Below are 24,804 nucleotides of genomic sequence, written 5' to 3'. Positions count from 1 at the left end.
AAGGGGAAAATTGTCCCCTTTTCTTTTTAACTTCCTTTACTTAACCTGGGGGGCGATCGCAATGGTATGGATAAAGCCACTCACACTTAAAGAGTCCGTGGGTATGTTTCTCAAAAAATGTTCCTGCATGGCGTCCAGGTGATATATCGATCCCAGCTTTCGTTTTAATCTCATATAGCCAAGGAAAGGCTACTACTAAAACAGCTATGACAGCGAAGAGGTAGAGAATCGTAGTTCTAATATTGAGGAATCTTAAAGAATTGCTATTGTGATTTTGAGGCATAGATAATCAGAAACTAATAGCCCGTCTGATCCTAACCTAAAGCTGAAAATATCGCCGGAAGCGGGGATCAATGTTGTCTGTTTTCTGCTGATTGCAGGTAAGACAGAGAGTTTGGAGATTACTGATATCGTTTTGACCACCACAGGCAAGGGGAATGATATGGTCAATGCTGAGGTTAGTTTCTCCAATAATTTTACCGCAGCTTTGGCATTGGTATTTGTCACGTTGAAAGACATATTTCTTTACTTCTAGTGGGATACGAATGCGGGGAGTTTTGCTCATTTCCTTAGTTGCGAAGAAATCCTTCCAAGCTGGGTACATCTACCCAACTTGCTTTTGTATGGGATTCATGGGATAAATCCATCAACAACTGAGAATAAATTCCTTCTCGCAGCGATGGTGTAATTTCCTGATTGCGGTCAATTCCTTGCACCCATTGGTCTACTACGCGGATAAATGCAGAAATGCGCCCATCAGCATGATTTTTGGGAAAAATTAACCGATTTGGTATTTCTATTTCTGTTAGAGGTTTACCTAGCTGAGAACCCCAAACACGAAAGCCGTGTATATAATCTTTTTGATTTTCACTGCCCACAATTAATGTACCGCGATCGCCATATACTTCTATCCAATGGGTTCTTGGTGCATGAACAACCGCACTGATCGAAAGTTGGCAAGGTGTGCCATTTGCTAATTCCAGCGTTAATATACAGTTGTCATCGGTATTCACTGGCTTAGATTCTCCACTAACAGGGTCAACTCGTGTGGGAATAGCAGTAGTTAAATGCGCGTTTAATCTCCGGACTGGCCCGAATAACCAGTGGATGTAATCGAAGGAGTGGGAACCTAAAGATCCCAATGCACCGCCTCCTTTATCTTTGTCAGAATACCAATTCCAAGGGCGTGAAGTATCAGCACGAGAAGAACCTAACCAATCAATTTTAATTAAGCGCAACTCACCCACATAGTTTTCTGACAATAGTTCAGCAAATAATTGCCATGCAGGTACAAAGCGAAATTCAAAGTCTACAGTTGCAATAAGGCTTTTTTCTCTAACTAACTGATAAAGTTCTTTAGCTTCAACTGCATTTAAGGTTGTCGGTTTTTCTAGTAATAAATGTTTCCCAGCTTGCAGTACAGTTTTTGCCATTTCATAGTGCAAAAATGGCGGCGTAGAGATGCTGACTGCTTGCACTTCTGGCAATGCCACAATATCTGTAAGTGAATCGGAAGCATGGGTAATATTATGGGATTCTGCTATGGCTTTGGCTTTATTTATATCCCGGTGATAAACAGCAACTACCTCAGTTTGAGGATGTGCTTTGAATCCAGGGATGTGGACTTTTTGACCAAATCCAGTGCCTGCGATCGCAATCCCAATCATATCATCCTTTACTCGCATACTTCTACAAGTTACTATTTACCTAATAATATCATTTTATCTATCATATCTAATATATCCGAGTCTTTACTTGTATCAAACTTCCTAGCAAATAATTTTTCTGATTGCCTGATTTTTTCAAAATCCTTTTTCTCTAAAATTATTGGATGATAGGCATAAATGTCGTCACCCCAATCTATATATTTCAGATTATCGTTAACTACCTTGTCTTTAAAAGGTGAATTTAAGATAAGTGTCTGAAAAAATATCTCATCTGTACAATAAGTGTAATTAAAACGTTTAACAAACTTCGGATTTTGCTTTACAAAAATATTTATCCATTTTATACATTCTCCTGTTAAACACCAAAATTGAGAACCTCCATAAATAGCAAAGCCTTCAGGAAGTTTGCGTTTTTTAACTAAAGGCAAAATTAAAAATGAATATAATAAAGATACAATAGGAGATTTCAATTCACGCTTTTCGGGAATACAAAAATATTTATGATTCCAATAGATGTGCCAAGATTCTATTCTTATTAAACCGCCTTCTTTCCAGTAAATATAAGGTAGGGAAAAATATTCTATAAATTCTTTCCCTTGATTCTTTTGGAGAAATCTCTTGATATATGCATTTGTTTTTATCAAATAGTCTTGACCTGATAAGAATATAACATAATCAAATTCCAGTCCTGTTTTTTCTATTACATTTATTGCTTCTAAAGTAGCTTTTACCAGATTAAAACTTCCCCATTGTGAATTATATCTCTTGATAAAAAATACATTTGATAATTTATTTAACTGACTAAATATCTGATAATATATTGTCTTATCTGTTTTTTTATCTATATGGATAAAAAATGAAACATCATCTGTATTCAACTTAAAAATAAGCCGTACCAATTGTTCAGGATAATTATGTGCTAAAATTATATATGCTATTTTCATAAAAATTATCTTGGTAGAGAAACAAATTTGTTTCTTTCGTTACCCTCATGCTATAGCATCTAATTTAAGCTTCATTACGAAATGATGAAAACCTAAAAAAATAACCAGATATAAAGGCAAACTTTAAGATTGTATCATATTAACCGGAGTTCGATATAATAAGTTAGCTTGAAAGGCTCTAAAGCAATTTCTACATAAAGTTGTTTTACGGCGGTTATAGGGATATCTTCGTTATTGGAAAAGGGCTGTAAATCTTCAGTGAGTAGTCGGAGTTTAAAACCACGCGGAATGGCTGTACCTACAGTGAGGTTACGTAACTCAAAGCGCCACGTCTGGTTCGCCTTGTCGTATAATCAGCAGTTCGCAGGTTTGACCGAATTTTAAATTTTGGATAATCGAAAAGAAGATTCTTGCGTTCCATTATTTAATGCATGTTTGAGACCTGCGAATTTAAACGCGAGAATAATTCTATTATCCAAACATTTTTTGACAAGCAAGTGACTTGATTGTTGGAATCAATCTAAATTCTATTTTTCCATATATCCAAAATTGATTGACCTGCGATCGATAGTTGACAAGATAAAATAGCCTCTGGTTGCGTTTGGTCAACACCTTGCACCCTAGCCGCACTCAGTAGTAAAGTTGTACAATCTCCTGTAATTGCGGTTCAAGTTGAGCGATCGCCATGATTAAAACTTTGTTAATCTCTGTTTGCTGAGAGATTCTACTTTGTTCTTCTTCGGCTACAATTTCATCGATTAGGGATTGTTGTTGACTTCCGGTAAGATTATCTAGCCACTCTCACGAATCATTAGATATCTGGTGAAATTAAATATGCGTTATCCAGAACCCTTGTAGAGACGCAAGTTTCGCGTCTCTACATTCTTTTTCATCAGATGTCTATTGCCATCTTTGGGGGTATTGAGAGACTTCGGGGTAGGATAATCATACTTGCGTACATATTTAGCAGAATTTAGCAGCCATTTTTACACTTATTGAGATGCTCCCAATGCTTCCTCCCTCAGAACTATAATACTTACGTACAATAAATCCGCTCTATGTCGTAAACTTAATAACACTAACAGATTTTCAATATGCGAGTTCAAATAACTGTAGTTGCGATCGCGGTAATGTTAGTGGGTGGGAAAAATCCAGAAGCCCTTGCAGACTCGCAATCTTCTACTCAGGATGGGGCTAGTGGTATTGTAACGCCGGAAGCTACGATCCATATAGAGGGAGGGTATGCCAAATATGGTAATTATATAGGAGCGACTTCAGGAGATAGCCAAGCGCTGGAATTTTCCCAAAAAGTTGTCAGAGACATCCAGATTCGTTTTATTAATCACAAAAATGAGTTGCTCGATGACAAAGGTCAGTTAATTAAAGGGCGGACTCAGACAGATTTTATCATTGGTCTGCTGAGACTCAAACCCGGTCAGGTATTCCGTGAGGATTTGCTTCAAGCAGACTTACAACGATTAAGGAGATTAGAGTCATTTAATCAAGTAGATGTTAATCGAGAAGAAGATGCCTCCAGTGTTAATATCATTTATAAAATTAAAGAGCGTCGCTTCCCTTCTCTAATCTTAGGAGGCGGTAGTAACGATGATGTTGGGCTATACGGTCGGGTGGGTTATAAAGATGCATATATCAGTGGTCTTAACGATAAATTAGATACAACTGTGCAGTTTAGCACTAAAGATGTCCAGTTTAATAGTCAGTTCACTAGTCGTTATCGTCCTGGAGAACCAAACCGCTTAGGCTATAACATTAGAAGTTTTCGTAGTCGAAATATATCGGGAACCTTCAACGAAGATATCAGATTGGCTAACGGCAACAAAGTGCGCGAGGGAAGGTTTGGTGGTTCTGTGGGACTCTTACGCTCTTTCGATGACTGGGATACATCTGTGGCTCTCAACTATACCAGGATTAGCCTCCGCGATCAAGAGTATAACGTTGCACAGGTAGATAGATTAGGGAGTCCCCTATCTGTCAGCGGTACTGGCATTGATGACCTATTTACAGTATCATTTGCTGTATCCAGAGATCAACGCGATCGCCGAGACAATCCGACTCAAGGATCAATCCTCACCCTCAGTACAGAACAAGCGATTCCCATTGGACTGGGTAATATTTCCAGCAACCGCCTACGGGGAGACTATATTCAGTATTTACCAGTCAGTTGGATAGGTAATGGTAGACCAACTGACAATCCAGAAATGCTGGCTATTAATTTACAAATTGGCACAACTTTTGGAGACTTTCCACCAGCTGATGCTTTTAATATTGGTGGGCTAAATTCTGTTAGAGGTTACGGTTATGGTAAAGTTGCCAGTGGTCGGAGTTATGGTTTAGCTTCTGTGGAATATCGTTTCCCAATTTTTCAGTCAATAGGAGGAATTCTCTTTAGTGACTTAGCCTCAGATTTCGGGTCTAGCGAAACCGTGCTAGGAGAACCAGGAGTGCTGCGAGACAAACCTGGAAGTGGCTTTGGCTACGGCTTAGGATTGAGACTGAAGTCATCTTTTGGGCTGATTCGAGGCGACTTAGGAATTAGCGACCAAGGAGAAGTTAGATTTGAAGTTACTACAGGTCAGCGATTTTAAGCCCAACTGTAATTACTTTGCGTTTCTTTGCGTTAATCGATACTTTTTTGCTAACATTCATTAAGAAATATACTCAGTAGATCGAAAGTCAGCAGTTGAGAGGGATCTGTTGTCTAGCGATCGCCGCTTCAAACTTAAATGATAAAAAAGCTAGCCTATACTATAAGTTATGCTTATGAATTATCAACTAATCAAGAACAACTTAGAGTAAGGCTGTCAAGAAACTTTATCACCACAATTAAATGTTTATCAGAAAATATTTCGGCATTACGGAGGTTGTGATCGAACACTATCACCTTTTGGGCACCTGTCAAATCTTTGAGGAATTGCTCGGCCTCAGGGTAGTAAATGTGGCGCACCTCATCCTGATCATAAAAGTCTTTAATAGTGGTGTGGTGTTCGGCCAAGGCGAATCCCTGTTGATCCAAGGACACATCTTGTGAGATTGTCCGAGCATCGTAGATTGGGAGTTTGTATACCTCATACTTCCCACTTCGCTATGGAATCCCTACCGATGGTTCGTAGGTGTAGTTGACACGTTTTTCTGCTGTCGGGGTGAGGTAATTGAGTTCTCCCTCAACATGCGGTAGATCCTTGAATAATTGACTGTTTAAGCTCATGGGTTAAATCTCCCAGTGAATTCAACAATGTTTTAATCACAGAGGACAGAGACTCTAACCTGTTCCCTATTTCTTGTCTTACTTTTGAGCAGAAGCAACCGCAGTGGGCGCACCAAGAATCTTGGCAAATCGTTCTAAATAGAAGCTTGCAGGATTTTCCACAGCCCGAATTGACTCGCGATCGCGCACAGTATTCCACCATTTTTGCAAGCGAGGGGTTTCTGTTGATAAGGTGAAATTGCGGAAGTGTTCCAGGAGAGGCAAGCGTTCAAACCAGGGATAAAAGCTAATATCGACTAAACTCAGCTGATCTCCTAACCAGTAAGGGCCATCACCAGAGAGCTTACCTAGTCCTTCTTGCTCAATGTACAACAGCGATTCCAAAAACTCTCTTTGTCCCTGTCCCTGTTCTTGAGCATCTTTACCACGCAGGAGTTTGTTAAAGGCGGGTACAAAGCGAGTGTTGGCATAGTCGATCCAGATCCGAGCGATCGCTTTAGCACCTGGATCGCGGGGTAATAAAGGTGGTTCTGGGAAGACTTCATCAAGATATTCGTTGATGATGGCAGACTCATAAATTTCGATATCCCCATGTTTGATGGCAGGGACTTTGCCGTAGCGCGAAATCTGGGTGTAACCATCTGGTTTATTTTGTAAGTCAATTTCAGTGGCGCTAAAGTCAATTCCTTTTTCCAGTAAAACCACACGGGTTCTTTGGGAAAAGGTGGAGGCTTTAGCAAAGTAAAGTTGTACGGTGCTCATAAAATACTTTCCTTGTAAATATTGCGTAGACGCGGAGTATTCCTAGACATTACCTAGTTGACACGCAAAAAAAAGTGCTATCACATACAGAATAATATACTACGGCTTATCGGTCGAATTAGCGTACAAGGGGATAAAAATATCTCATAGTCTTTACAAAAATACAAGTCCCAACAATTGCAGACGGCTTGGCAAAAGTGACCAAAGCCAAGTATCGATATTCTTGATAACCACTGCTAAAGTTGATACAGCATACAATTATGATGTTATAAGTGCAAAACTTAAATCTGTAGGAACTGCAATCAAAATTAGGTCAATAAATCAGGATTTTCAAGTCAATATTATGGAGCCAATTCAGCCACAACAGCGCCGCGCCGCTGATCAAGTGTTTCAACAATCCCTCGATCAGTTGGAGGATATCTTACAAGAAAGTTCAACTCAGGAAGAAGAAATCCCACAACTCCCGCAACTGGATACTAGTAGTCTCAGTGAAGTCGAAGCTCAAGACTTGATAAATATTGATTTAGCGGCTCTTGAGGATGCAGTTGCTGATATTGAACAATATCTTGAAGAAATAACAAAAACGAAATAGGGGTAAAAAGTTAAAATTCATTACTGACAAATCATTTGCCGCCGAGCTTCGTACAACATTAAAGCGGCTGCGATCGCCACATTCAAAGATTCCACCCCAGGACTCAGAGGAATTCTTACTTGCTTGTCTGCGGTCGCTGCCAAATCTGCTGACAATCCAGCACCTTCATTTCCCAGTAAAATTAGACTGGGTTTTCGCCAGTCCACCTCCCAATAAGTTAAAGTCGCACTGGGTAAGGTTGCCACTACCTGCATTCCTGCCTGCTGACTTTGTTGAACTGTCGCTTTTAAATCTTCGGTTACCGCCGTTGCTAGGCGAAACCATTGCCCTGCTGAAGCACGGAGAACTTTGGGGCTATCTAAATCTACACTATCTCCACTTATCCACAACCCCGATGCTCCAGCGGCAGCAGCAGTGCGGATCATCGTACCCAGATTCCCGGGATCTTGCACCGTTTCTAAAGCTAGGATTAAACCAGTCAATGGTAGTTGAGTTTGGTCAACGCTTCGTTTTGCCGTTGCCACCACACCATCTGGTTGGACTGTAGTAGCGATCGCATTTAATATTTCCTCGCTTACAATTTCGGTGCGATCGCTTTTACTACAAGCTTGTGACCACAGTGAGGAGTGGGCTGCTTGCCAATCTGAAGTACAACACACTGTTTCTAGCGGGTAATTAACCGCACAAGCTTCCTCTAACAGGTGCGTCCCTTCTAGTAAAAATAACTGCTGCTTGTGCCGCTCCTTGGTGGAGTGGAGTTTGCGAATTTGCTTGACTAGGGAATTTTGTAAACTGGTCAACACGATTTTGGATTTTGGACTTCGGCAACTCTTAGAGACGCTCTTGTGTTCGCTCACTCGAACGATTTTGGATTTTGGATTAATCTACAAAGACGCTCGCGGACTCGCTAACGCTGCGCTATCGCTAATCTAAAATCCAAAATTAGTATGCGGAACCCGGGACTTGAACCCGGAAGCCTTGCGGCACTAGAACCTGAATCTAGCGCGTCTGCCATTCCGCCAGTTCCGCTGGCAATTGTTTTTATCGACAATTTCTTACTATTGCGTAATTTTTTACCTTTGTCAAGTGAAAACATCACACTTCCTTAAAAATCTCAACTTAGAAACGAGTTTTTTAGGGGATAGGTAGAATCAAAATATTAACTCAACAGTACAGCATTGATTTTTAGAGAACACTTAAGTTATTTTACTGAGTATTTAATTTTGCTTAGAGTTACTAATTATTAGTTCTTTTTTTTAAAATTTTCAAAAGCTCAAAAAGCTTGCTATTGCTTGTTGTCAGCCCGAAAATTTCACCAAAAAAACAATTTTTTCATCGAAGATGTTGTCCTAAAAGGTGGACAAATTGAATCTTTACTGTAGAATCAAAACCAACTTCAAGCATATAAAATACGTATTACTTTTGGAGGTAGGCTTATTAATCCTTCTAGCAGCTTACCAGATGCCAAATTTGCTCCAAAAGCAGACTCCTCAGTCTTGCAAATTTGGGGTGGGCATCCTTTGCGAGGTCATGTGAAAATTAGTGGGGCAAAAAATTCAGCACTGGTAATCATGGCTGGAGCCTTACTGTGTCCGGGCGATTGTCGCATCCGCAATGTCCCCTTATTAGCGGACGTAGAGCGGATGGGTCAGGTATTATCGGCTTTAGGTGTACGCTTAACACGGCAAGGTGACATTTTAGACATCAATGCCAGCGAAATTAAAACATCAAAAGCTCCCTACGAACTAGTTACCCAATTGAGGGCGAGTTTTTTCGCCATTGGTGCCATTCTGGCAAGATTGGGAGTAGCGCAGATGCCCTTACCAGGCGGTTGTGCTATTGGAGCAAGACCAGTTGACTTACATGTCCGAGGTCTGCAAGCAATGGGAGCTGAGGTACAGATTGAGCATGGCATTTGTAATGCCTACGTCCCTGGCAGCAGCCGGAGATTAAAAGGTGCGAAGATTTACTTAGACATCGCTAGCGTCGGAGCGACGGAAAACTTGATGATGGCGGCTACCCTGGCAGAGGGCGAAACGATCATCGAAAATGCTGCCAGAGAACCGGAAGTAGTTGATTTAGCTAACTTCTGTAACGCAATGGGAGCCAAGATTGAGGGGGCAGGGACTAGCAGGATTATTATTGAAGGAGTACCCAAGTTACATTCTGTTGACTACAGTATTATTCCTGATCGCATTGAGGCTGGGACGTTTTTGCTGGCAGCAGCAATTACCCGCTCAGAACTTACCCTTTCGCCGGTGGCTCCAGAACATCTTGTACCAGTGATTGCCAAGTTGCGGGATATTGGGGTGACAATAATTGAGGAAAAGCCTGAATACTTACGCGTTCTGCCAGCGGAAACCCTCAAGGCAACGGATATTGAAACCCAATACCATCCAGGTTTTCCCACAGATATGCAAGCGCCGTTCATGGCTTTGCTGGCATTGGCGGAAGGCGACAGCGTGATTAACGAATCCGTCTTTGAAAATCGCTTACGTCATGCCTCAGAGTTGAATCGCTTGGGGGCAGATATTCGTGTCAAAGGCAACGCTGCTTTCGTTCGGGGAGTACCGAAATTGTCAGGCGCACCAGTATTAGGCACAGACTTACGAGCATCAGCAGCGCTAGTCATAGCAGGACTGGCGGCAGAAGGACAAACCACAATTCAGGGATTACAGCACCTAGATCGCGGCTATGATCGACTTGATGTGAAGTTGCAGCAATTGGGAGCTAAAATCCTGCGCGTGGGCGAAACATCAGCAGATGCAGAAATCGCTTCCAGCATTAGTAGCCTTTCAAGTTGAAATTGATCGGTTGAGACTGACGTTGGAACAAGGGGAATGAGGGAAACGAGGGAGACAAGGTAAAATTTTCTCCCTCTGCTCCCCTGCTCCCCCTGCCCACCCTACTTAAATCGTTATACTAACTGTGGGAGGCTGTTTATTTAACCAGCCAGATTCCATAGTTGTGTTTTTTATAGCTTGCTCCACTATGTCCTTCTTCAAAACCCCGCTAATTGGTTTAAAAGCTGACTCATTTCGTCATCCATTAGACCTGGAAGCTACCAAAACGCTCAAGCAAATACCAGGCATAGATATGTTGGTGCGAAATTGGCTCGGGCCAATGGCAGAACAGGTTTTCTATGTGGAAAATATTGCCTCCAGCGTTCTGGTGGGTGAACAGCAACTGCCCGATTTATATAAGCTGTTGTTAGACGCCTGTAAAATCCTGGATATAGAGCCTCCCCAGTTGTACGTCCGGCAACATCCGGCTCCCAACGCCTATACTTTTGCTGTGCGGGGTAAGCAACCCTTTGTTGTGCTACACACATCCCTGATTGATATCCTCACACCAGAGGAAATACAAGCAGTAATTGCCCACGAATTGGGGCATCTCAAGTGTGACCATAGCGTTTATTTGACTCCTGTAAATTTATTAATATTAGCTGCGGCGATTGTGCCCAATGTCGGCACCTTCGTTGCTCAAGCGATACAGGCGCAGCTTTTAGAATGGGTTCGCTGTGCTGAGTTTACCTGCGATCGCGCCGCATTACTAGCAACCCAAGACCCCAAAGTTGTCATGTCAGTGTTGATGAAGCTGGCGGGTGGTTCCCCCACCTTAGCGCCACAACTGAATCTCGACGCCTTTGTTGCCCAAGCCCGCGCTTACGATGATATTAGCAAGACTGAATTAGGCGAAATGGTCAAAGCTGCCCGTACAGCCCAATTAACTCATCCAGTACCAGTGCTGCGGGCGCGAGAAATTGACCGTTGGGCAAGCAGCACAGAATATCAAACTCTGTTGCAAAGTCACGGACTGAAGTCTACAAGTAATGAAGTTACACCCAAAGGCGGATGGCGAAACTGGTAGAGCTACTGATGAAATTTGATTATGCAAATTAGATGTGTTTTAGCTTACAATACTCCAGAGGATTCGCTAATGCGATCACACATCCTAAATTTCTTCAGGCAAGCTATGGGCGATTGCACTGTGATGTAAAATACTGGTACAGCCCAAAAATCAGCTAATGGCCAGGTTTCCTTACGACCAGTTCGCCAAAGACTATCTTAAAGAATTGTTACAACCATTGGGACAAGTGGAAACAAGTCGGAAAGTTCCAGCCCAAATTCGAGAAATTGATGTTTATTTTGTACCTCCACCTCAATCCACAAAAAATACAATAAAATTAGGGCTGTTAGGAAAATTTGCGGCTGAACCTGCATTAGTTGAACCATTTAGAAATGCGGCTACAATTGCGGAGATCCGCAGTTGCATGAATAAGTTGTTTGATATCTTTGCTGAAGTAAAACGTCAAGCTAAAGGTGATAAAAATCGGCTTGCAGAATCAGAATTACCACGTTTGTGGATTTTGTCACCCACAGCTTATGAATCTATATTGGATGGTTTTAGAACTAACTTAGATGAAGAAAATTGGGGAATAGGAGTACATTTTTTAGGCGATTATTTGAGAACAGCAATTGTGGTAATTCACCAATTACCGTGTACAGAAGAAACACTATGGTTGAGAATTTTAGGTAAGGGAAGAGTCCAGCAACAAGCGATAAATGAACTAGAAGCACTTCCCAAAAATAATCCCTTACGTTCCAAAGCAATTGATTTATTATTAAATTTAAAGATTACCTTAGAATTCAATCAAAATATAGACGAGGAGGATAGAAATTTAATTATGCGCTTATCACCTATTTACGAGCAAAAATTAGCAGAAGTCAAACAAGAAGGAATCCAAGAAGGAATCCAAGAAGGAATTCAAGCAGAAGGTCGTAATGTTATAGAGAATTTGTTGCAAGTTCGCTTTGGTTCTTTAGATGCAGAACTAAGAGTAATTACTGAAGCTTTATTAACATCATCTCCAGAGGAATTTACTCCTTTATTACTGCAACTATCCAGGGAAGAATTATTAAATAGGTTCCTTTAGAAGAACTCAATCCAAGATACTGGGTTTTTCACCTTTACTAAGAAATCAATGAAAATTTTAAGCTTGTTCAATCGGACAATTGGATTAAAAAACATCCTATTGCTTAACCCACAGCCGCTACCATGACAGTTGTAACCAATGACGATCGCTTTCAACCCATAAATCTCTTTGAGTACGAAAAGCTAGCAAAAGAGTATCTTTCTCAAATGACGCTTGATTACTATAGCAGTGGTGCTTGGGATGAAATAACGTTGCGGGATAATCGTGCTGCCTTTGAGCGAGTCAAGCTGCGACCTCGGATATTAGTCGATGTTAGCGATCGCAATCTAACTACCTCTATTTTAGGACAACCCCTGCAACTACCTTTGTTAATTGCGCCGATGGCTTTTCAATGTCTAGCTCATCTAGATGGAGAAATTGCCACGGCTCTCGCTGCGGCATCAGCTGGTGTGGGCATGGTGTTAAGTACACTGGCAACAAAGAGCATTGAAGAAGTGGCGACTGCATGTGATAAATTTCCAGATTCTCTGCGATGGTTCCAGCTTTATAGCCATAAAGATCGGGGATTAACTCGTGCTTTGGTAGAAAAAGCCTATAAAGCAGGCTACAAAGCACTTTGTCTGACTGTAGATGCACCTGTTCTCGGACAACGGGAGAGAGATAGACGTAACGAGTTTGCCTTACCCCCACACTTACATCTGGCTAATCTCGCCACCATCTCAGAACTAGATATTTCCCAAGAAAAAGGCGAATCTGGGTTATTTACCTATTTTGCCCAACAGCTAAACCCAGCAGTAACTTGGCACGATTTGGAATGGTTGCAGTCTTTATCTCCACTACCTTTAGTGATCAAAGGAATTTTACGGGGAGATGATGCTGTTCGGGCTGTAGAATATGGAGCCAAAGCAATTGTTGTTTCCAATCATGGTGGCAGACAACTCGATGGTGCGATCACTTCTTTAGATGCCCTAGCGGAAATAGTAACAGCAGTGGATGGTAAAGTAGAAGTGCTGTTGGATGGAGGCATTCGTAGGGGCACAGACATTCTCAAAGCTCTGGCATTAGGAGCAAAAGCGGTACTGATCGGACGACCCATTTTGTGGGGACTAGCAGTAGCAGGACAAGTCGGTGTATCTCATGTCATCTCACTCCTACAAGATGAGTTAAATGTGGGAATGGCACTTAGCGGCTGTGCCAAACTAGAGGATATTGACCCTAGTTTGTTGACCCTGCCACGCCTTTAAGCCTTATAAAAGCTATTATTCCAGCAAAACTTTGAGAATTAATTTTCAGACTAGTTACAAAATCCCTCAATTAGAGTATAATAGTTAAGATTGGATATAAGGGCGGGTGGCGAAACTGGTAGACGCACCACACTCAAAATGTGGCGGCCTTGCGGTCATAGGAGTTCGATTCTCCTCCTGCCCACTAGCAAATAAGTATTAAAGAGGTTAAAAGTGATGCGCCTGAAAAGATGGGAATCTCCCCGTAAAGAAGGCAGGAATGACAAAGGTAGAGGCGGTTCTGCAAGGAAGCGGCAACTTAAAAAGCAAAGGCAAATGTTACGGCAAAGACTAAAGGAAAGTAACAAACCAGACAATAATAAAAACAATATACCAGGGGAAGATAAGATTATCTTCCCCTTATTTTTTGAGCTTTTGTTGGATAAAAAAATAAATTGTAGGGATATTTCAGTATATAGAATAAATCAAATTTGTAATAAATTTGGAAAATAAAAAGAAAAAATTATTAGCCATTCGTTTAAAATATACCAATTTGAATTAAACCTCTTAAGTGGATACTTACATCTCAAAATCATCAGACTGAGTTATGGGATTTGGCTTCACTATATAATTTTTAAATGTAGCAAATATTACGCGATAAATATATATCCATAGGAATTTATCGCAATTGTAATGCTTGCATGAATCTATCAAAAATTTATTATAAAGGAAGTATGAATTTTGGCAAACAGCGTCTAAAATTCCTAGCTTAAAACAGTAAGCTAGGACACAACACCAAATAATTCTAGTATTACCGATTAAGCCAAAAGTATACTAAGAAGGCAATTGCACCTCCACGTGTTAACTTCCAATGATGACACAAGCCGACAAAAAGTCAGGAGTCATCCAATCCGAATTATTCAATATTCGGATTGGTCTAGGTAATCTATGGATTTTTTTCTTGGACACAGGAGTTATTGATAGTGGCAAGAGTGCTTCTACCTACTAAAAAAGTGCTTGATTTTCCTATTACTGCTTTACGCTTTGATCACCAGGTACAAACAATACTGAAGTGGGCCAATAAGCGTGAAAGTAAAACTGTATATGTAGCCAATGTACATATGCTCATTGAAGCTCATTGGAATCCAGAGTTTGCTACCGTATTACGAAATGCAGATATAGTTACTCCTGATGGTATGCCTCTTGTATGGATGATGCGAAAAATGGGAGCGCTTTACCAAGACCGTGTGGCAGGGATGGATATTTTCCTAGCATTGTGTCAGCTAACTCAAACACAAAATCTTAGTATTTTCTTTCTAGGTTCCCAAACGGAAATTCTTTCTAGGATGCGAAAAAGGTTAGAGCAGGACTTTCCCCAGATGAAGATTGCGGCGATGGAACCTCTACCCTTTCGTCCCCTGACTGAAACTGAAGACGAAGCTTTGGTTCAAAAGATTAATTCTAGTGGTGCCAGCACCGTCTTAGTGTCTTTGGGATGTCCCAAACAAGAAAATTGGATAGCTCAACATAAGGGTAAGATACAAGCTGTAATGATTGGACTGGGTGGAGTTTTCCCAGTTTATGCAGGAATTCACAAGCGGGCACCCCGCATAGTTCGAGACTTAGGACTTGAATGGCTGTATCGATGGATTCAAGAACCGCGCCGACTTTGCAGTCGCTATGCTAAGACCATTCCACTATTTATATGGCTGGCTACGAAGCAACTACTATCATCAAGTCGTATTGCAGCGGTCTTCCTTCACGACACTGGGGATTAAGAAAAAGGAAATAGGGTAGACCATCCGTGAGAGGTTTAGGTCATAAATAATTTGTCAATAAGTAATAGTGCTTAAAATTCTGTCGAAAAGGGGGTAAACAAACACAATTTTTGGGCTAGTGATGCCTACAGTGGGCTACGCCTATGCATCATTAAAAAAATGTCAGTTCGACGATACAGCCAAACGTTGATTCTAGGGTTCACCCCAAAATGCTCAAAGAGGCTAGGTGTAAGCATTTCGACCAATTAATGTCCCGGTGTAAAAACCCATGATCTGAAATCAGCTATTAAAGTACTTGACATAAACCCAGGATTAACTGCTATATTAACTAAAGTAAAGTCGTTGGGGCGTAGCCAAGTGGTAAGGCAGCGGGTTTTGGTCCCGCCATCCCTAGGTTCGAATCCTAGCGCCCCAGTAAATCTAAAGACAGGCATAACAGCCTGTCTTTTAAAGTAATTTAATTACATTTTTAAGATGCGTATCAATGCATCTAATTCTGTAAATGTTACTTATCAGGCGATTTGAGAGCTTGATCCAGAGTTTGCCTAGCCTGTTCTGCTTTAGATCGCGCTTCCTGGTAACGCACATTAGCTTGGGCAAAATTTTTGAGAACTTTAAAACCTTCCTTGAGTCGAGTAATTTCCTCTTCAGTTATCGACTCGTCGGAGAACAGAACATCAACAGCTTTGCGAATTTCCAACGCTTCAGTTCGTGACTCCTGAACTTTCAGCTTGAGTGTGGCCAAGTTACTCAGCACCTGAACAGCTTGTGTAATGGTATCCTCACCGCTAGCAGTATCAATAGTTGGCTCTTTAACCTCAATTAATTGTTGAGGGCCAAATCCTTCTTCTAGTTCCGTGGGTAGCTTACCTGCATCCATTAGTTCCATCAGCTGATCCATTGCTTTGTCACGGGCTTTGGCTGAATCTTTTCCAGAAACAGTGAGGATAATTTCTGGGCTTTGAGCGAGAGTGTACTGAACCATATTTGATTTGAGCAGAAAATTTGCAGGTTAACCAAGCTGAGGAAAATAATTATAACATCTTGCGTATCAGGTTATTTATTGGTAAATCTATTTCAGTGTCGGTTTGCCAAATTCATGTGATTTATATTTGGTTGAGTCGATGGGGAGTATTATCTCCCGCACCTCTCAATTAGATCCGGACGTGCCCATTTCTGTGCATCCGGCTCCCGATGTTCTTAGCTTGCGCTTTTGCTGATGTGCTTGTAATGGTGGCAACTCTCATGAATTGCTTCAAGATTATTTTTCTCCCAGTTGGCGTGATTTCCGTCGATGTGATGCAAGTGAACTCGTTCTTCATCGATGAACTTTAAGCCGCAGGATGCACATTTATGGTTTTGCTTCTTAAGAGCTTTAGAGGTTTTGCCGCCATAGAGCTTGCTGTTACGTTCGCTCCAGTAAGTGATGTCTCCGTTGAAAGGTGATTTTTCTCCTTTGACAAGGACGTGTTTATTTTCGGAGTAAGGAACTGCTGGAAACGCTTTATCTACCAATTGTTTGGTAGAATAGCGGTTCTGTTTGCTTTCCTTGTTAAATACCTTATAGGCTCTTTTTTGGATGTGATGCAGGGAGTTCCTGGAACCGTCCATTTTGCAGAACTTATGGTAATTTCTCCATCCTCTGACTACCGGAGCTAGTTTCATAGCCTTTGTGGTAGTACCATAATTCGAGTTGTTGACACTGAGGGATTTCCGCTGCTTGTCTAGCCTACCTGGGGTTCGACTGCCCCAAGACCCACAGTTCGTTTTTATTCGTTCCCTCGGAGAGATTGATGAGCCACTGCGTTGCGGGGGTTCCCCCCGTTGTAGCATGTGGCGTTGTTCCGTTAGGTGTAGCCAATTCAACCACTGGATTCCTTGGACTCTTACCGCTGTCCATTAAAAAAACGCCGCGGGAATTAGCTCCTGTGGAGTCAGGTTTTTAGACGTTGCGTCCTGCTCTGAAATAGGTTGCTTTTCTAGGCTCGATTTCACCGTAGGAACTCCCTGTTAGCGCCAGTGTCAACCCGCAACGGTCATCTGGTTGCCCCTGTTCCCAGCTTCACTCTACAAGAAACCAAGCTTGTTCGGTGTCCGCAGATAAGGAGTCAAATCTGAGTCTGATTGGCAGGGCTTTCACCTGCATCTGACCGAGAGTTCAGCCTTGGTGACAGTAATCTGCTGTCGGGCTGGATTAGTTATTTACGGACTGGCTACCGAGATTCACTAATCAACGAATCGCACTTAATGATTTCATGCTTCAATCCTGCGCCTGCCAAGTCGCTCAAAATAAAACTTTATACTGAAGAAAAGGAGAATAAGTTTAACAGGAGGGGAGAGCAATGGCTCCCAGTCCCACCATCATGCAAGCTGTGGAACAGCTGGGTTATCGTGTCACCGTTGGTGATGTGGCAACTCAGGCAGGATTGAACGTCACTGAAGCTAATCAAAGCTTGTTAGCCCTGGCATCTGATGCTGGGGGACATTTGCAGGTAGCGGATTCAGGTGATATAGTTTACCTTTTCCCACCAAATTTTCGAGCAATTTTGCGTAATAAATACTTCCGGTTACAATTGCAGGAATGGTGGAAAAAGGTCTGGAGTGTTCTGTTTTACCTGATTCGCATTTCTTTTGGAATTTTCTTAACTCTTTCCATCGTCCTGATAACTGTTACCATCTTCATTATCATTACTGCTGCCAATTCAGACCGTGACGGCAACAATCGGGGCAGTAATTCCGGCGGTGGGGGGTTTTTCTATTTTCCAAATTTATTCTGGTATCTTAGCCCAAATTATGACACCCATTACCAGGAACGGCGACGTGGAAGCCGGGAAGAAAGCAATCTGAATTTCTTTGAAGCTGTGTTTTCGTTTTTGTTTGGTGATGGGAATCCAAACGCCAACTTAGAAGAACGCCGCTGGCAAGAAATTGCTACGGTGATTCGGAGTAACCGTGGCGCAGTGGTAGCAGAACAAATTGCCCCATACTTGGATGACATTGGCGAGGGATATACAAGAGAGTACGAAGATTATATGCTGCCTGTTCTGACGCGATTTAATGGGCAACCGATGGTAAGTCCGGAAGGGCAAATTGTTTATTACTTCCCAGAGTTACAGGTGAGTGCAGTTAAAAAACGCCGTCATTCAATATCAGCTTACTTGGAGGAATTACCCTGGCGTTTTAGTGCCGCAAGTTCAGGGCAAATTATGCTGAGTGCTGGGTTGGGTGTACTAAATTTTGTTGGTGCTTTAGTACTGGGAAGTTTGTTGAGAGATGGCACAGTTGCTGCCCAATTAGGTGGACTGGTAGCTTTTGTGCAAGGAATTTATTGGCTGCTATTGGCTTACGGAGCAGGTTTTTTAGGTGTACCGTTATTGCGTTATTTCTGGATTCGGTGGCGTAATCGTAAAATTGTTGATCGCAACCGCGATCGCCTTTCCCGATCAAGGCTATTGGCAAGTCCTGATGCACCTTTGCAACAAAAAATCGACTATGCTCAACAATTTGCAACAGAAAAAGTTATTGGCAATGAAGATTTAGTGTATTCTAGCGAAACTGACTTACTTGACCAGGAAGTTGAGCGTTCTGCACAAATTGATGCTGAATGGCAACGGCGCTTGGAACGTGAGAGTGGGGAATAGAGTAAAGAGTTGAGAGTGAGGAGTGAATAATTAAGATTTATTTAAAACTCCTAACTTTTAACTCCTAACTTTCTCCTTACTTCGCCTGAATTGGTGTTAAGGCTACACCTTGATAATAATGCCCCAAAATTTGCAAGTGGTTCACTCCCTGCCGAGCCAGATTATACGCCCCCCACTGACTCATGCCTAAACCATGACCGAAGCCAAGCCCTTGCAGTACAAAACTACCATCAGCTCCCTTGGTAACGCTAAAGCGGGTACTTTTTAGTTTAAGTGCTGTCCGCACTTCCTCGCCCTGTAGCACTTTTGTACCCCTGTTGCCGACAATTTTCAAGACTTTAACACTGCGGAAAGGTGAGTATGTCTCCGGAATCATATCCTTGACATTGCCCACCTCAGGAAATTTAGCGCTAATTTCAGTAGGCGAGAAGGTTTTCACCCAATTACACTCGCGGATATTTTGGTCGTAGTCTTGAACAGCCCGTAGGTAAGGCTCGTTGCTTCCCCAAACATCTTCCACATTTTCAGTGTGTCCCCCAGAACAAGCGTGGAAAACTGAAAGAATAATCCGGTTTTTGTAAGTTAGTACCTGCCCTAATGTGGAATCCACTGCGGCATAAGTAGCAGGAGATTCACTAATGACACCTTTGTAAATTTGCCAACGATCCGGGGTATTACCTAAATCATAAATAGGATTATTCCGCTGTTTTTCTCGTTCGTAGAGGGCATAGGTGCGGGCTGCGATCGCTTGGGCTTTTAAAGCTTCTTGGGGCCAGCTAGCATCCATTTCGCCACCCAGAACGCTGTAGAGATATTCTTGGTCATCAACCCAGTTAACAGCAGTTAAGCCTTTTTCTGTAGGGACAACCAGAGTTCTACCCCGATACCAGCGATCGCCAATATAAACGAATCCTTTACCAGTTGGCTCAATCCAAAATAAACCAGACTGCCACTTATCTAAAGCAACTCCGCCAGGAATGGTTTGGGCATAATATGCACTCATGGCTGGCAACTCTCCGAGAGTCCGGCCAGTACTATCCTTGACGATCCCAGTAGTGGAACTGCCCACTTTTACCTGATTAACCCCTCTCTCAATTGCCACACGCAGAATTACAGATGCTTGGGCTGGGGCAACCAAAGCTATCCACAAAAGGACACTTACCCACGAATGATGTACTTTAATCTGGGAAAATAAAGAGCCTAAGTAAAGTTGGAATTTCATGCTGATCATCTAATCACACTAGTATCTATTTGACGCTCTCAACTATGGCGTCTACTACTTTAAGATGAGACACTTCTCCAACGCAGGAGGTTGCCACCTCCTACTAATTATGCATTTTGCTTTAGCTATAAAGTAGAAATCAGATGATCTTGACACTCGCTCTTGGCAAGGCTAAGATCCCGGACTTCTCTGAGAAGTCCGGGATCTCCTTGTTCACGAATGATTTAGGATTGCTATTGCGATCGCGTATACCAGAAGTTCTTACCCGTGCTTCATCCTACAAATATCAGTGCGGTTGCATTTAAAAACCGGACAAAAAAGGACACAGGCACGCAAAGACACGGAGAGTTTCAAGAGCGTCGGTGCGTCTCCCACTCTTGGCGTCTTCTTAGGTATGCCTACGATGCCAATACCTTTTGAGAATTGCTCACTTCATTAGCGATAATTCCAATTAAATTCAACTTACTCAAAATTTCTGTAGCTTGAGTCAGTTCACTTCGGGTTACTTTACCCATGCGCTCTACCATTACGATACCATTGCAAAGAGATGCCACAATTCTGGCATCAACTGTGCCTAAAATAGGCGGAGCATCTATCAGTACTAAGTCATATGTTTGCTCAAATAACTCCATTAGTTCTTTCATCCTTTGAGAACTGAGCAACTTCACCGTGTCTTCTGGTACAGGCCCAGCAGTCAAAATATCAATAGAGGGGTGAATAGGCTGGATATAATCTTGAAAATGAGTAGTTGTCTCATCAACTAATAATAGAGATAGTCCCCAGTCATTGGATAGTTCCAGGATTTTGTGCAGGCTAGGATTATGTAGGTTAGCATCAATAACTAATACCCGTCGATGCATTCGGGTAGCACTAGCCACAAGCCCTAATACTAAGGTTGTCTTCCCTTCCCCTGGTAGTGCTGAAGTCAACATCAACGACTTGAAGGGTAAAGGATATTTTAATATTTGAATATTTTGGTAGATCATGTCCAAGGTTTCATGGACGGGCAATTTAGTAGTGGCTTCTACTACAGAGGAATCTGAAGTTCGCTGCCTATTCCAAGGTAGGTTCAGCCGCCGCTTTTTGACACCACGCGACCGTAGTTTCGGTACTGATCCCAGTACACGTAGGTTCGTCAGTTTCTTTAAATCTCCCGCACAATAAATAGCGTCATTAAACTTTTCCAAAATCAGGGCTGCTAAAATACCTAAAATCGGCCCAATTACTGCTCCCCCAACCAAAAGTAATAATCTGTTGTTCCCTGTATAAGTACCTAGAGCCGGTTCTGCTAAAACTTGCCAGTTATATCCTTCCTGAGCAATTTTCAGTCCTAAGGACTGTTGCGCCTGAAGGAGTTGTTCAAGGGTTTTGTGACTAGTTTCTACCTTTGGCAACAGACGGTTATACTCTGCTATCAAGCTTGGGTATTTATTTAGCTCAGAGCGGAGTCGCTGTTCTGACTCGGCTAGATTCTTTTCATTTGCAGTTAGTCCTAAAACAGTTGTCTGCACCAGAATAAACTCGTCTACTAGGTTTGGATCAACCCCTACTATTTGCCCTTTTAAGAGGGGTTCTCCCTTACTGCTAGTAGTAATAACTTTCACCTCTTGTCGTAATAGCGACAGTTGACTTTGACGTTGCTGTTTTAGTTTTTGTACCGATGGGTAATCGTCTGTATAGCGCAGCCGCTCCTTAGCCAATGCTAGTTCAGTCTTTTGAATTTCACTCAATAGTGCTTGGTAGCGGCTTGAGTGATTTAAACGAGAAGAAATTAGTTCATTCTGCTGAGATGAAGACGCTATTTGTTGCTCTAAGTTATCGTAGCGAGCGTTTACGTCTTGAAGATTGGCACGAGTGGTTTGTAGCTGTTGTTGAATATCGGCTAGAGATTCTAGCAGGATTTTACTTTGGACTTCGGGATTGAGTAATTTATGTTTATTGCGAAACTGTTCCAAATTTTTATCAGCTTTACTCACCTCTTTTTTTATCTCAGGTAGGCGAGCGTTTACAAAAGCCAGTCCCTGATTCAGACGTTCTTTTTGTTGCTCTTTGTTGTAGTTTTGATAGACTTTCTGTAGAGATTGAAGTACTCTTTGTGCTTTGACTGGATCGTCATCATTGAAGGAAACTTTAAATACTTGACTAAAAACTTTATTAGCTCCTATGCCTCCTTCTTCTGGAGTCACTTCTAGAGATGTTTTTTTGTTCCGTTTTGTTTGACCATTGATATCCTCTAAGGTAATATCAGGATAATCAGAATGAAGTAAATCTATGGCTTTCTGAAGCAACTTAGAACTCAGCATGAGTTTCATCTGAGTAGTGGAATCAACAACTTGAGAATTGGAATCAGTAACCTGATTATCTGCATCTACTGGGATATTATTTGACTGTGCTCCTTCAGATAAATTGGAACTCACCAATATCTGCATATTGCTCTGGTAAGTAGGTTTAGCAGTGACAGTCAAGAGGCTAGCAGCAGACATAACTACACAAGAAACCCCCAAGATCAGAAAGCGATGACGAAGCAAAATAGTAAATAATTGTCTGATGTCAACTGCGCCTTGTGCTGAAGTAGTAACCTGTTGCTCTTGATTCAGACTAGTCTTAGCCACTATCAAACTCCTCTAATATCGAAAGACTATATTTATTTGGAAGATTTATGAGAAATGTGAAATGTTTTTTTACACCTATAGCTGCAACAACATACTTAATTATTCTTCCAATAATGACAAGCTCACTTGGCACAATATTATGCCAACTGGCGCTTGCATGTTCATCAATTCATGCATATAAATTCTTAATCAGTGTTGGAAGAATAAATTTTCAATAAACATTTTCTTTAGAGAAGAAAAATCTTGACGGAAAATTAATTATTTTTCCTAAGTATTTAAGTAAAAAATTCTCTGATTCACAACACTACTATATGTTAAAGTTATTTTGATAACTTGTAATATAAAAACCAAATTAAGAAAAATATTTGAATCATAATATTTATTGATTATTGATACACTTATTTCACCGTAAGTCCTTTGGTTAAATAGTTTACTTTATCGCCAAACTAAACTGCTGTTTATTTACTGGACGTTATGAGTTGGACTACTAAACTTTAAGATAGAGCCTGGTTAATTTTAAATTTTAGATTAGAAGGGTTCAATAGGAAATCTAGAATCTGAAATCAAAATTTAAACGCCTAGCTTGGTTAACTCTACTTCCCGCCGCCTGGGTACTTCATGAATCATGAAATCATAAGCCATATCAGTACGGGGAAAAATAGCACGGGCTTCCTTAAGGAGATCCTTCAACTCCAAGGTATTGCCAGGAGCATAGCGAGGACTGAAATGACTCATAATCAGTCGATGTGCCCCAGCAGCTAAAGCTGTTTGCGCTGCCATTGTGGTAGTGGAATGCAATCGCTGAAAAGCCATGTCTGCATCTTGATGGGCAAAGGTTGCTTCGTGAATTAAGACATCTGCATCATGAGCTAATTGCACTGCACCATCACAATAAATTGTGTCTGTACAATAGGCAATTTTTCGACCTATTTCTGTAGGGCCACATAATTGGGTGCCATCAATCACCCGTCCGTCGCTAAGGGTCACTGTTTCACCGCGCTTGAGTTGACCGTAAATGCGACCAGGAGGAATTTGCAACGCCTTGGCTTTTTCGATATCAAAGCGTCCTGTTCGGTCTTTTTCGGCTACACGGTAGCCGAAAGCTGTAATGCGATGATGCAAATTACCACAGCTAACGGTGAAGTCATCGTCTTCATAAATTACTCCTGGACGGATGGCATAGACTTTAATGGGGTAGGAAAAGTGTGTGTACGAGTAACGGGAGGCAGCTTGAATGTAATCATTTAATCCAGGTGGCCCATATATATCAATTCGTTCCACATTGCCAGCCAAGCCGCAAGTGGCTAGAAGTCCCATCAAGCCAAAGATGTGGTCCCCGTGCATATGAGTGATAAAAATTCGGGAGAGTTGACTGATTTTCAGTTCACTCCGCATAATTTGATGTTGGGTGCCTTCGCCACAGTCGAATAACCACAATTCTGCCCTTTGGGGTAATCTCAGGGCGACACTGGAAACATTGCGCGATCGTGTGGGTACACCGGAACTCGTCCCTAAGAATGTTATCTGCACAGCGTTCTTTAGTCTTCCTATTGCTCAATTTGCAGCTCTATTTTCTATAGTGACACGGTTAATGAGCAAAATACTTTTGAGAGGAAGTCGTCTTTTATCTTTTTCATAATAATTATCATTCTTTAATTAATGCTGTCTCTTGTTTTTTCTGGAATAATATCAAGTCCGATCACAGAAGAGTCCAGATCGTGGACTATGGAATGGTACAAAGGTGGCAGATTGGTTGAGCAAACTAACAGGTGAAAAAATAGATCGTAGGCGTGGTTGAGAATACCTCAAGCAAATTATATTTTGTCTGCGTGTGCCACGACCTAAATATAGAGAAGCTGACCCAATTGAACAACAAAGCTGGAAAAAAACTCAATTTGAAACTGCAATTTCTTTAAGCTAAACTATCCGTTCCTAGAAATTTTGCCACAGAAGCGGAGAATCGGATTATCGAGGGATACATTTTTGTTCCAGAGATGACTCACCCGAACATCCATGATAATAGTTTTGAGTCCTGCTCATAATTGAGATTAGTAAAGATAACTGACTGGGAGAAACAGGCACAGTCAAAAGTTGACAATTCTCAGTAAAAACAAAAGCCTGCCCGAATGGTCATCGGGAGGCTTTGGTTAGATTATTAAACCTGGCATCGAGCTATTTTTGCGTAGGGCTACCCCTAAACT

21 protein-coding genes, 3 tRNA genes and 4 pseudogenes are annotated in these 24,804 nt (G+C 41.7%); 13 read left to right on the top strand and 15 right to left on the bottom strand.

All coding sequences use genetic code 11. The features are described from left to right. Nucleotides 1-40: 40 nt before the first annotated feature. From V7K40_RS02210 to V7K40_RS02190, 5 genes and pseudogenes are all read right to left on the bottom strand, one after another. Nucleotides 41-283, bottom strand: coding sequence for a hypothetical protein (locus tag V7K40_RS02210; protein WP_334956300.1), 243 nt, complete (start codon nt 281-283; stop codon nt 41-43). Nucleotides 284-319: 36 nt separating this feature from the next. Next, nucleotides 320-565 (bottom strand): HNH endonuclease, encoded by a 246-nt coding sequence (locus V7K40_RS02205; protein ID WP_334956298.1) that lies wholly within the window; start codon nt 563-565, stop codon nt 320-322. Between the two features lie 4 nt (nt 566-569). Further along, nucleotides 570-1,667 (bottom strand): Gfo/Idh/MocA family oxidoreductase, encoded by a 1,098-nt coding sequence (locus tag V7K40_RS02200; RefSeq protein WP_334956318.1) that lies wholly within the window; start codon nt 1,665-1,667, stop codon nt 570-572. A gap of 32 nt (nt 1,668-1,699) precedes the next feature. Further along, entirely contained in the window at nt 1,700-2,611 is a 912-nt protein-coding gene (locus tag V7K40_RS02195; protein ID WP_334956296.1) for a beta-1,6-N-acetylglucosaminyltransferase, read from the bottom strand. A gap of 134 nt (nt 2,612-2,745) precedes the next feature. Next, nucleotides 2,746-2,986: pseudogene (locus V7K40_RS02190) on the bottom strand (DUF1822 family protein); the annotation flags it as partial. A 719-nt stretch (nt 2,987-3,705) separates the two neighbouring features. Between V7K40_RS02190 and V7K40_RS02185 the strand changes: the two are divergent. After that, a complete protein-coding gene (locus V7K40_RS02185) occupies nt 3,706-5,217 on the top strand; it encodes a BamA/TamA family outer membrane protein (protein WP_334956294.1) in 1,512 nt (503 codons plus the stop codon). 191 nt (nt 5,218-5,408) lie between these two features. On the opposite strand, the pseudogene V7K40_RS02180 reads toward V7K40_RS02185, so the two are convergent. The 3 genes and pseudogenes from V7K40_RS02180 to V7K40_RS02170 form a co-directional block, all read right to left on the bottom strand. After that, nucleotides 5,409-5,696 (bottom strand): annotated as a pseudogene (locus V7K40_RS02180) (hypothetical protein); the annotation flags it as partial. An 18-nt stretch (nt 5,697-5,714) separates the two neighbouring features. Continuing rightward, nucleotides 5,715-5,837, bottom strand: coding sequence for a hypothetical protein (locus V7K40_RS02175; RefSeq protein WP_334956292.1), 123 nt, complete (start codon nt 5,835-5,837; stop codon nt 5,715-5,717). A gap of 78 nt (nt 5,838-5,915) precedes the next feature. Next, nucleotides 5,916-6,599 (bottom strand): glutathione S-transferase family protein, encoded by a 684-nt coding sequence (locus V7K40_RS02170; RefSeq protein WP_334956290.1) that lies wholly within the window; start codon nt 6,597-6,599, stop codon nt 5,916-5,918. Nucleotides 6,600-6,942: 343 nt separating this feature from the next. Between V7K40_RS02170 and V7K40_RS02165 the strand changes: the two genes are divergently transcribed. Then, nucleotides 6,943-7,191 (top strand): hypothetical protein, encoded by a 249-nt coding sequence (locus tag V7K40_RS02165; RefSeq protein WP_334956288.1) that lies wholly within the window; start codon nt 6,943-6,945, stop codon nt 7,189-7,191. 20 nt (nt 7,192-7,211) lie between these two features. On the opposite strand, the gene V7K40_RS02160 is transcribed toward V7K40_RS02165, so the two are convergent. After that, nucleotides 7,212-7,994: an RNA methyltransferase gene (locus V7K40_RS02160; protein ID WP_334956286.1), complete on the bottom strand. Its 783-nt coding sequence runs from the start codon at nt 7,992-7,994 to the stop codon at nt 7,212-7,214. 145 nt (nt 7,995-8,139) lie between these two features. Further along, nucleotides 8,140-8,220: transfer RNA gene (locus V7K40_RS02155), tRNA-Leu, on the bottom strand. Between the two features lie 407 nt (nt 8,221-8,627). Between V7K40_RS02155 and murA the strand changes: the two genes are divergently transcribed. The 8 genes from murA (at nt 8,628) to V7K40_RS02115 (ending at nt 15,543) form a co-directional block, all read left to right on the top strand. Next, entirely contained in the window at nt 8,628-9,995 is a 1,368-nt protein-coding gene (murA, locus tag V7K40_RS02150) for a UDP-N-acetylglucosamine 1-carboxyvinyltransferase (protein WP_334869585.1), read from the top strand. A 187-nt stretch (nt 9,996-10,182) separates the two neighbouring features. Then, on the top strand, nt 10,183-11,061 hold the full coding sequence (locus V7K40_RS02145; protein WP_334956284.1) for a M48 family metallopeptidase: 879 nt from the start codon (nt 10,183-10,185) through the stop codon (nt 11,059-11,061). A gap of 157 nt (nt 11,062-11,218) precedes the next feature. Next, on the top strand, nt 11,219-12,127 hold the full coding sequence (locus tag V7K40_RS02140; RefSeq protein WP_334956282.1) for a hypothetical protein: 909 nt from the start codon (nt 11,219-11,221) through the stop codon (nt 12,125-12,127). Nucleotides 12,128-12,249: 122 nt separating this feature from the next. Next, nucleotides 12,250-13,371, top strand: a complete 1,122-nt coding sequence (locus tag V7K40_RS02135; RefSeq protein ID WP_334956280.1) for an alpha-hydroxy acid oxidase — start codon at nt 12,250-12,252, stop codon at nt 13,369-13,371. Nucleotides 13,372-13,471: 100 nt separating this feature from the next. Then, nucleotides 13,472-13,555: transfer RNA gene (locus V7K40_RS02130), tRNA-Leu, on the top strand. 32 nt (nt 13,556-13,587) lie between these two features. Then, on the top strand, nt 13,588-13,863 hold the full coding sequence (locus V7K40_RS02125; RefSeq protein WP_334956316.1) for a hypothetical protein: 276 nt from the start codon (nt 13,588-13,590) through the stop codon (nt 13,861-13,863). 467 nt (nt 13,864-14,330) lie between these two features. Further along, nucleotides 14,331-15,128, top strand: coding sequence for a WecB/TagA/CpsF family glycosyltransferase (locus V7K40_RS02120; protein WP_334956314.1), 798 nt, complete (start codon nt 14,331-14,333; stop codon nt 15,126-15,128). A 343-nt stretch (nt 15,129-15,471) separates the two neighbouring features. Further along, a tRNA-Gln gene (locus V7K40_RS02115) sits at nt 15,472-15,543 on the top strand. A 90-nt stretch (nt 15,544-15,633) separates the two neighbouring features. On the opposite strand, the gene V7K40_RS02110 is transcribed toward V7K40_RS02115, so the two are convergent. Together V7K40_RS02110 and V7K40_RS02105 are read right to left on the bottom strand one after the other, a co-directional pair. Then, nucleotides 15,634-16,113, bottom strand: a complete 480-nt coding sequence (locus V7K40_RS02110) for a hypothetical protein (RefSeq protein WP_334956278.1) — start codon at nt 16,111-16,113, stop codon at nt 15,634-15,636. Nucleotides 16,114-16,328: 215 nt separating this feature from the next. After that, nucleotides 16,329-16,829: pseudogene (locus tag V7K40_RS02105) on the bottom strand (group II intron maturase-specific domain-containing protein); the annotation flags it as partial. 641 nt (nt 16,830-17,470) lie between these two features. Between V7K40_RS02105 and V7K40_RS02100 the strand changes: the two are divergent. Further along, entirely contained in the window at nt 17,471-18,769 is a 1,299-nt protein-coding gene (locus V7K40_RS02100) for a hypothetical protein (RefSeq protein WP_334956276.1), read from the top strand. A 76-nt stretch (nt 18,770-18,845) separates the two neighbouring features. On the opposite strand, the gene V7K40_RS02095 is transcribed toward V7K40_RS02100, so the two are convergent. Beyond that, nucleotides 18,846-19,991 (bottom strand): SpoIID/LytB domain-containing protein, encoded by a 1,146-nt coding sequence (locus V7K40_RS02095; RefSeq protein WP_334956274.1) that lies wholly within the window; start codon nt 19,989-19,991, stop codon nt 18,846-18,848. Nucleotides 19,992-20,134: 143 nt separating this feature from the next. Between V7K40_RS02095 and V7K40_RS02090 the strand changes: the two genes are divergently transcribed. Continuing rightward, entirely contained in the window at nt 20,135-20,296 is a 162-nt protein-coding gene (locus tag V7K40_RS02090) for a hypothetical protein (protein ID WP_334956273.1), read from the top strand. 93 nt (nt 20,297-20,389) lie between these two features. Here V7K40_RS02090 and V7K40_RS02085 read toward each other — a convergent pair whose 3' ends face one another. Together V7K40_RS02085 and V7K40_RS02080 are read right to left on the bottom strand one after the other, a co-directional pair. Further along, nucleotides 20,390-22,603 carry an exopolysaccharide transport family protein gene (locus V7K40_RS02085; RefSeq protein ID WP_334956271.1) on the bottom strand — a complete coding sequence of 738 codons (2,214 nt, stop codon included), beginning with the start codon at nt 22,601-22,603 and terminating at the stop codon, nt 20,390-20,392. Between the two features lie 570 nt (nt 22,604-23,173). Then, a complete protein-coding gene (locus V7K40_RS02080) occupies nt 23,174-24,133 on the bottom strand; it encodes a ribonuclease Z (RefSeq protein ID WP_334956269.1) in 960 nt (319 codons plus the stop codon). 178 nt (nt 24,134-24,311) lie between these two features. Here V7K40_RS02080 and V7K40_RS02075 point away from each other — a divergent pair. Then, nucleotides 24,312-24,491 (top strand): annotated as a pseudogene (locus tag V7K40_RS02075) (winged helix-turn-helix domain-containing protein); the annotation flags it as partial. Between the last annotated feature and the right edge of the window lie 313 nt (nt 24,492-24,804).

The organism is Nostoc sp., assembly GCF_036917195.1.
Lineage (GTDB): Bacteria > Cyanobacteriota > Cyanobacteriia > Cyanobacteriales > Nostocaceae > Nostoc.
Note: the sequence above shows the minus strand (reverse complement) of the source record. Positions and strands in the feature narration are given on the sequence as shown.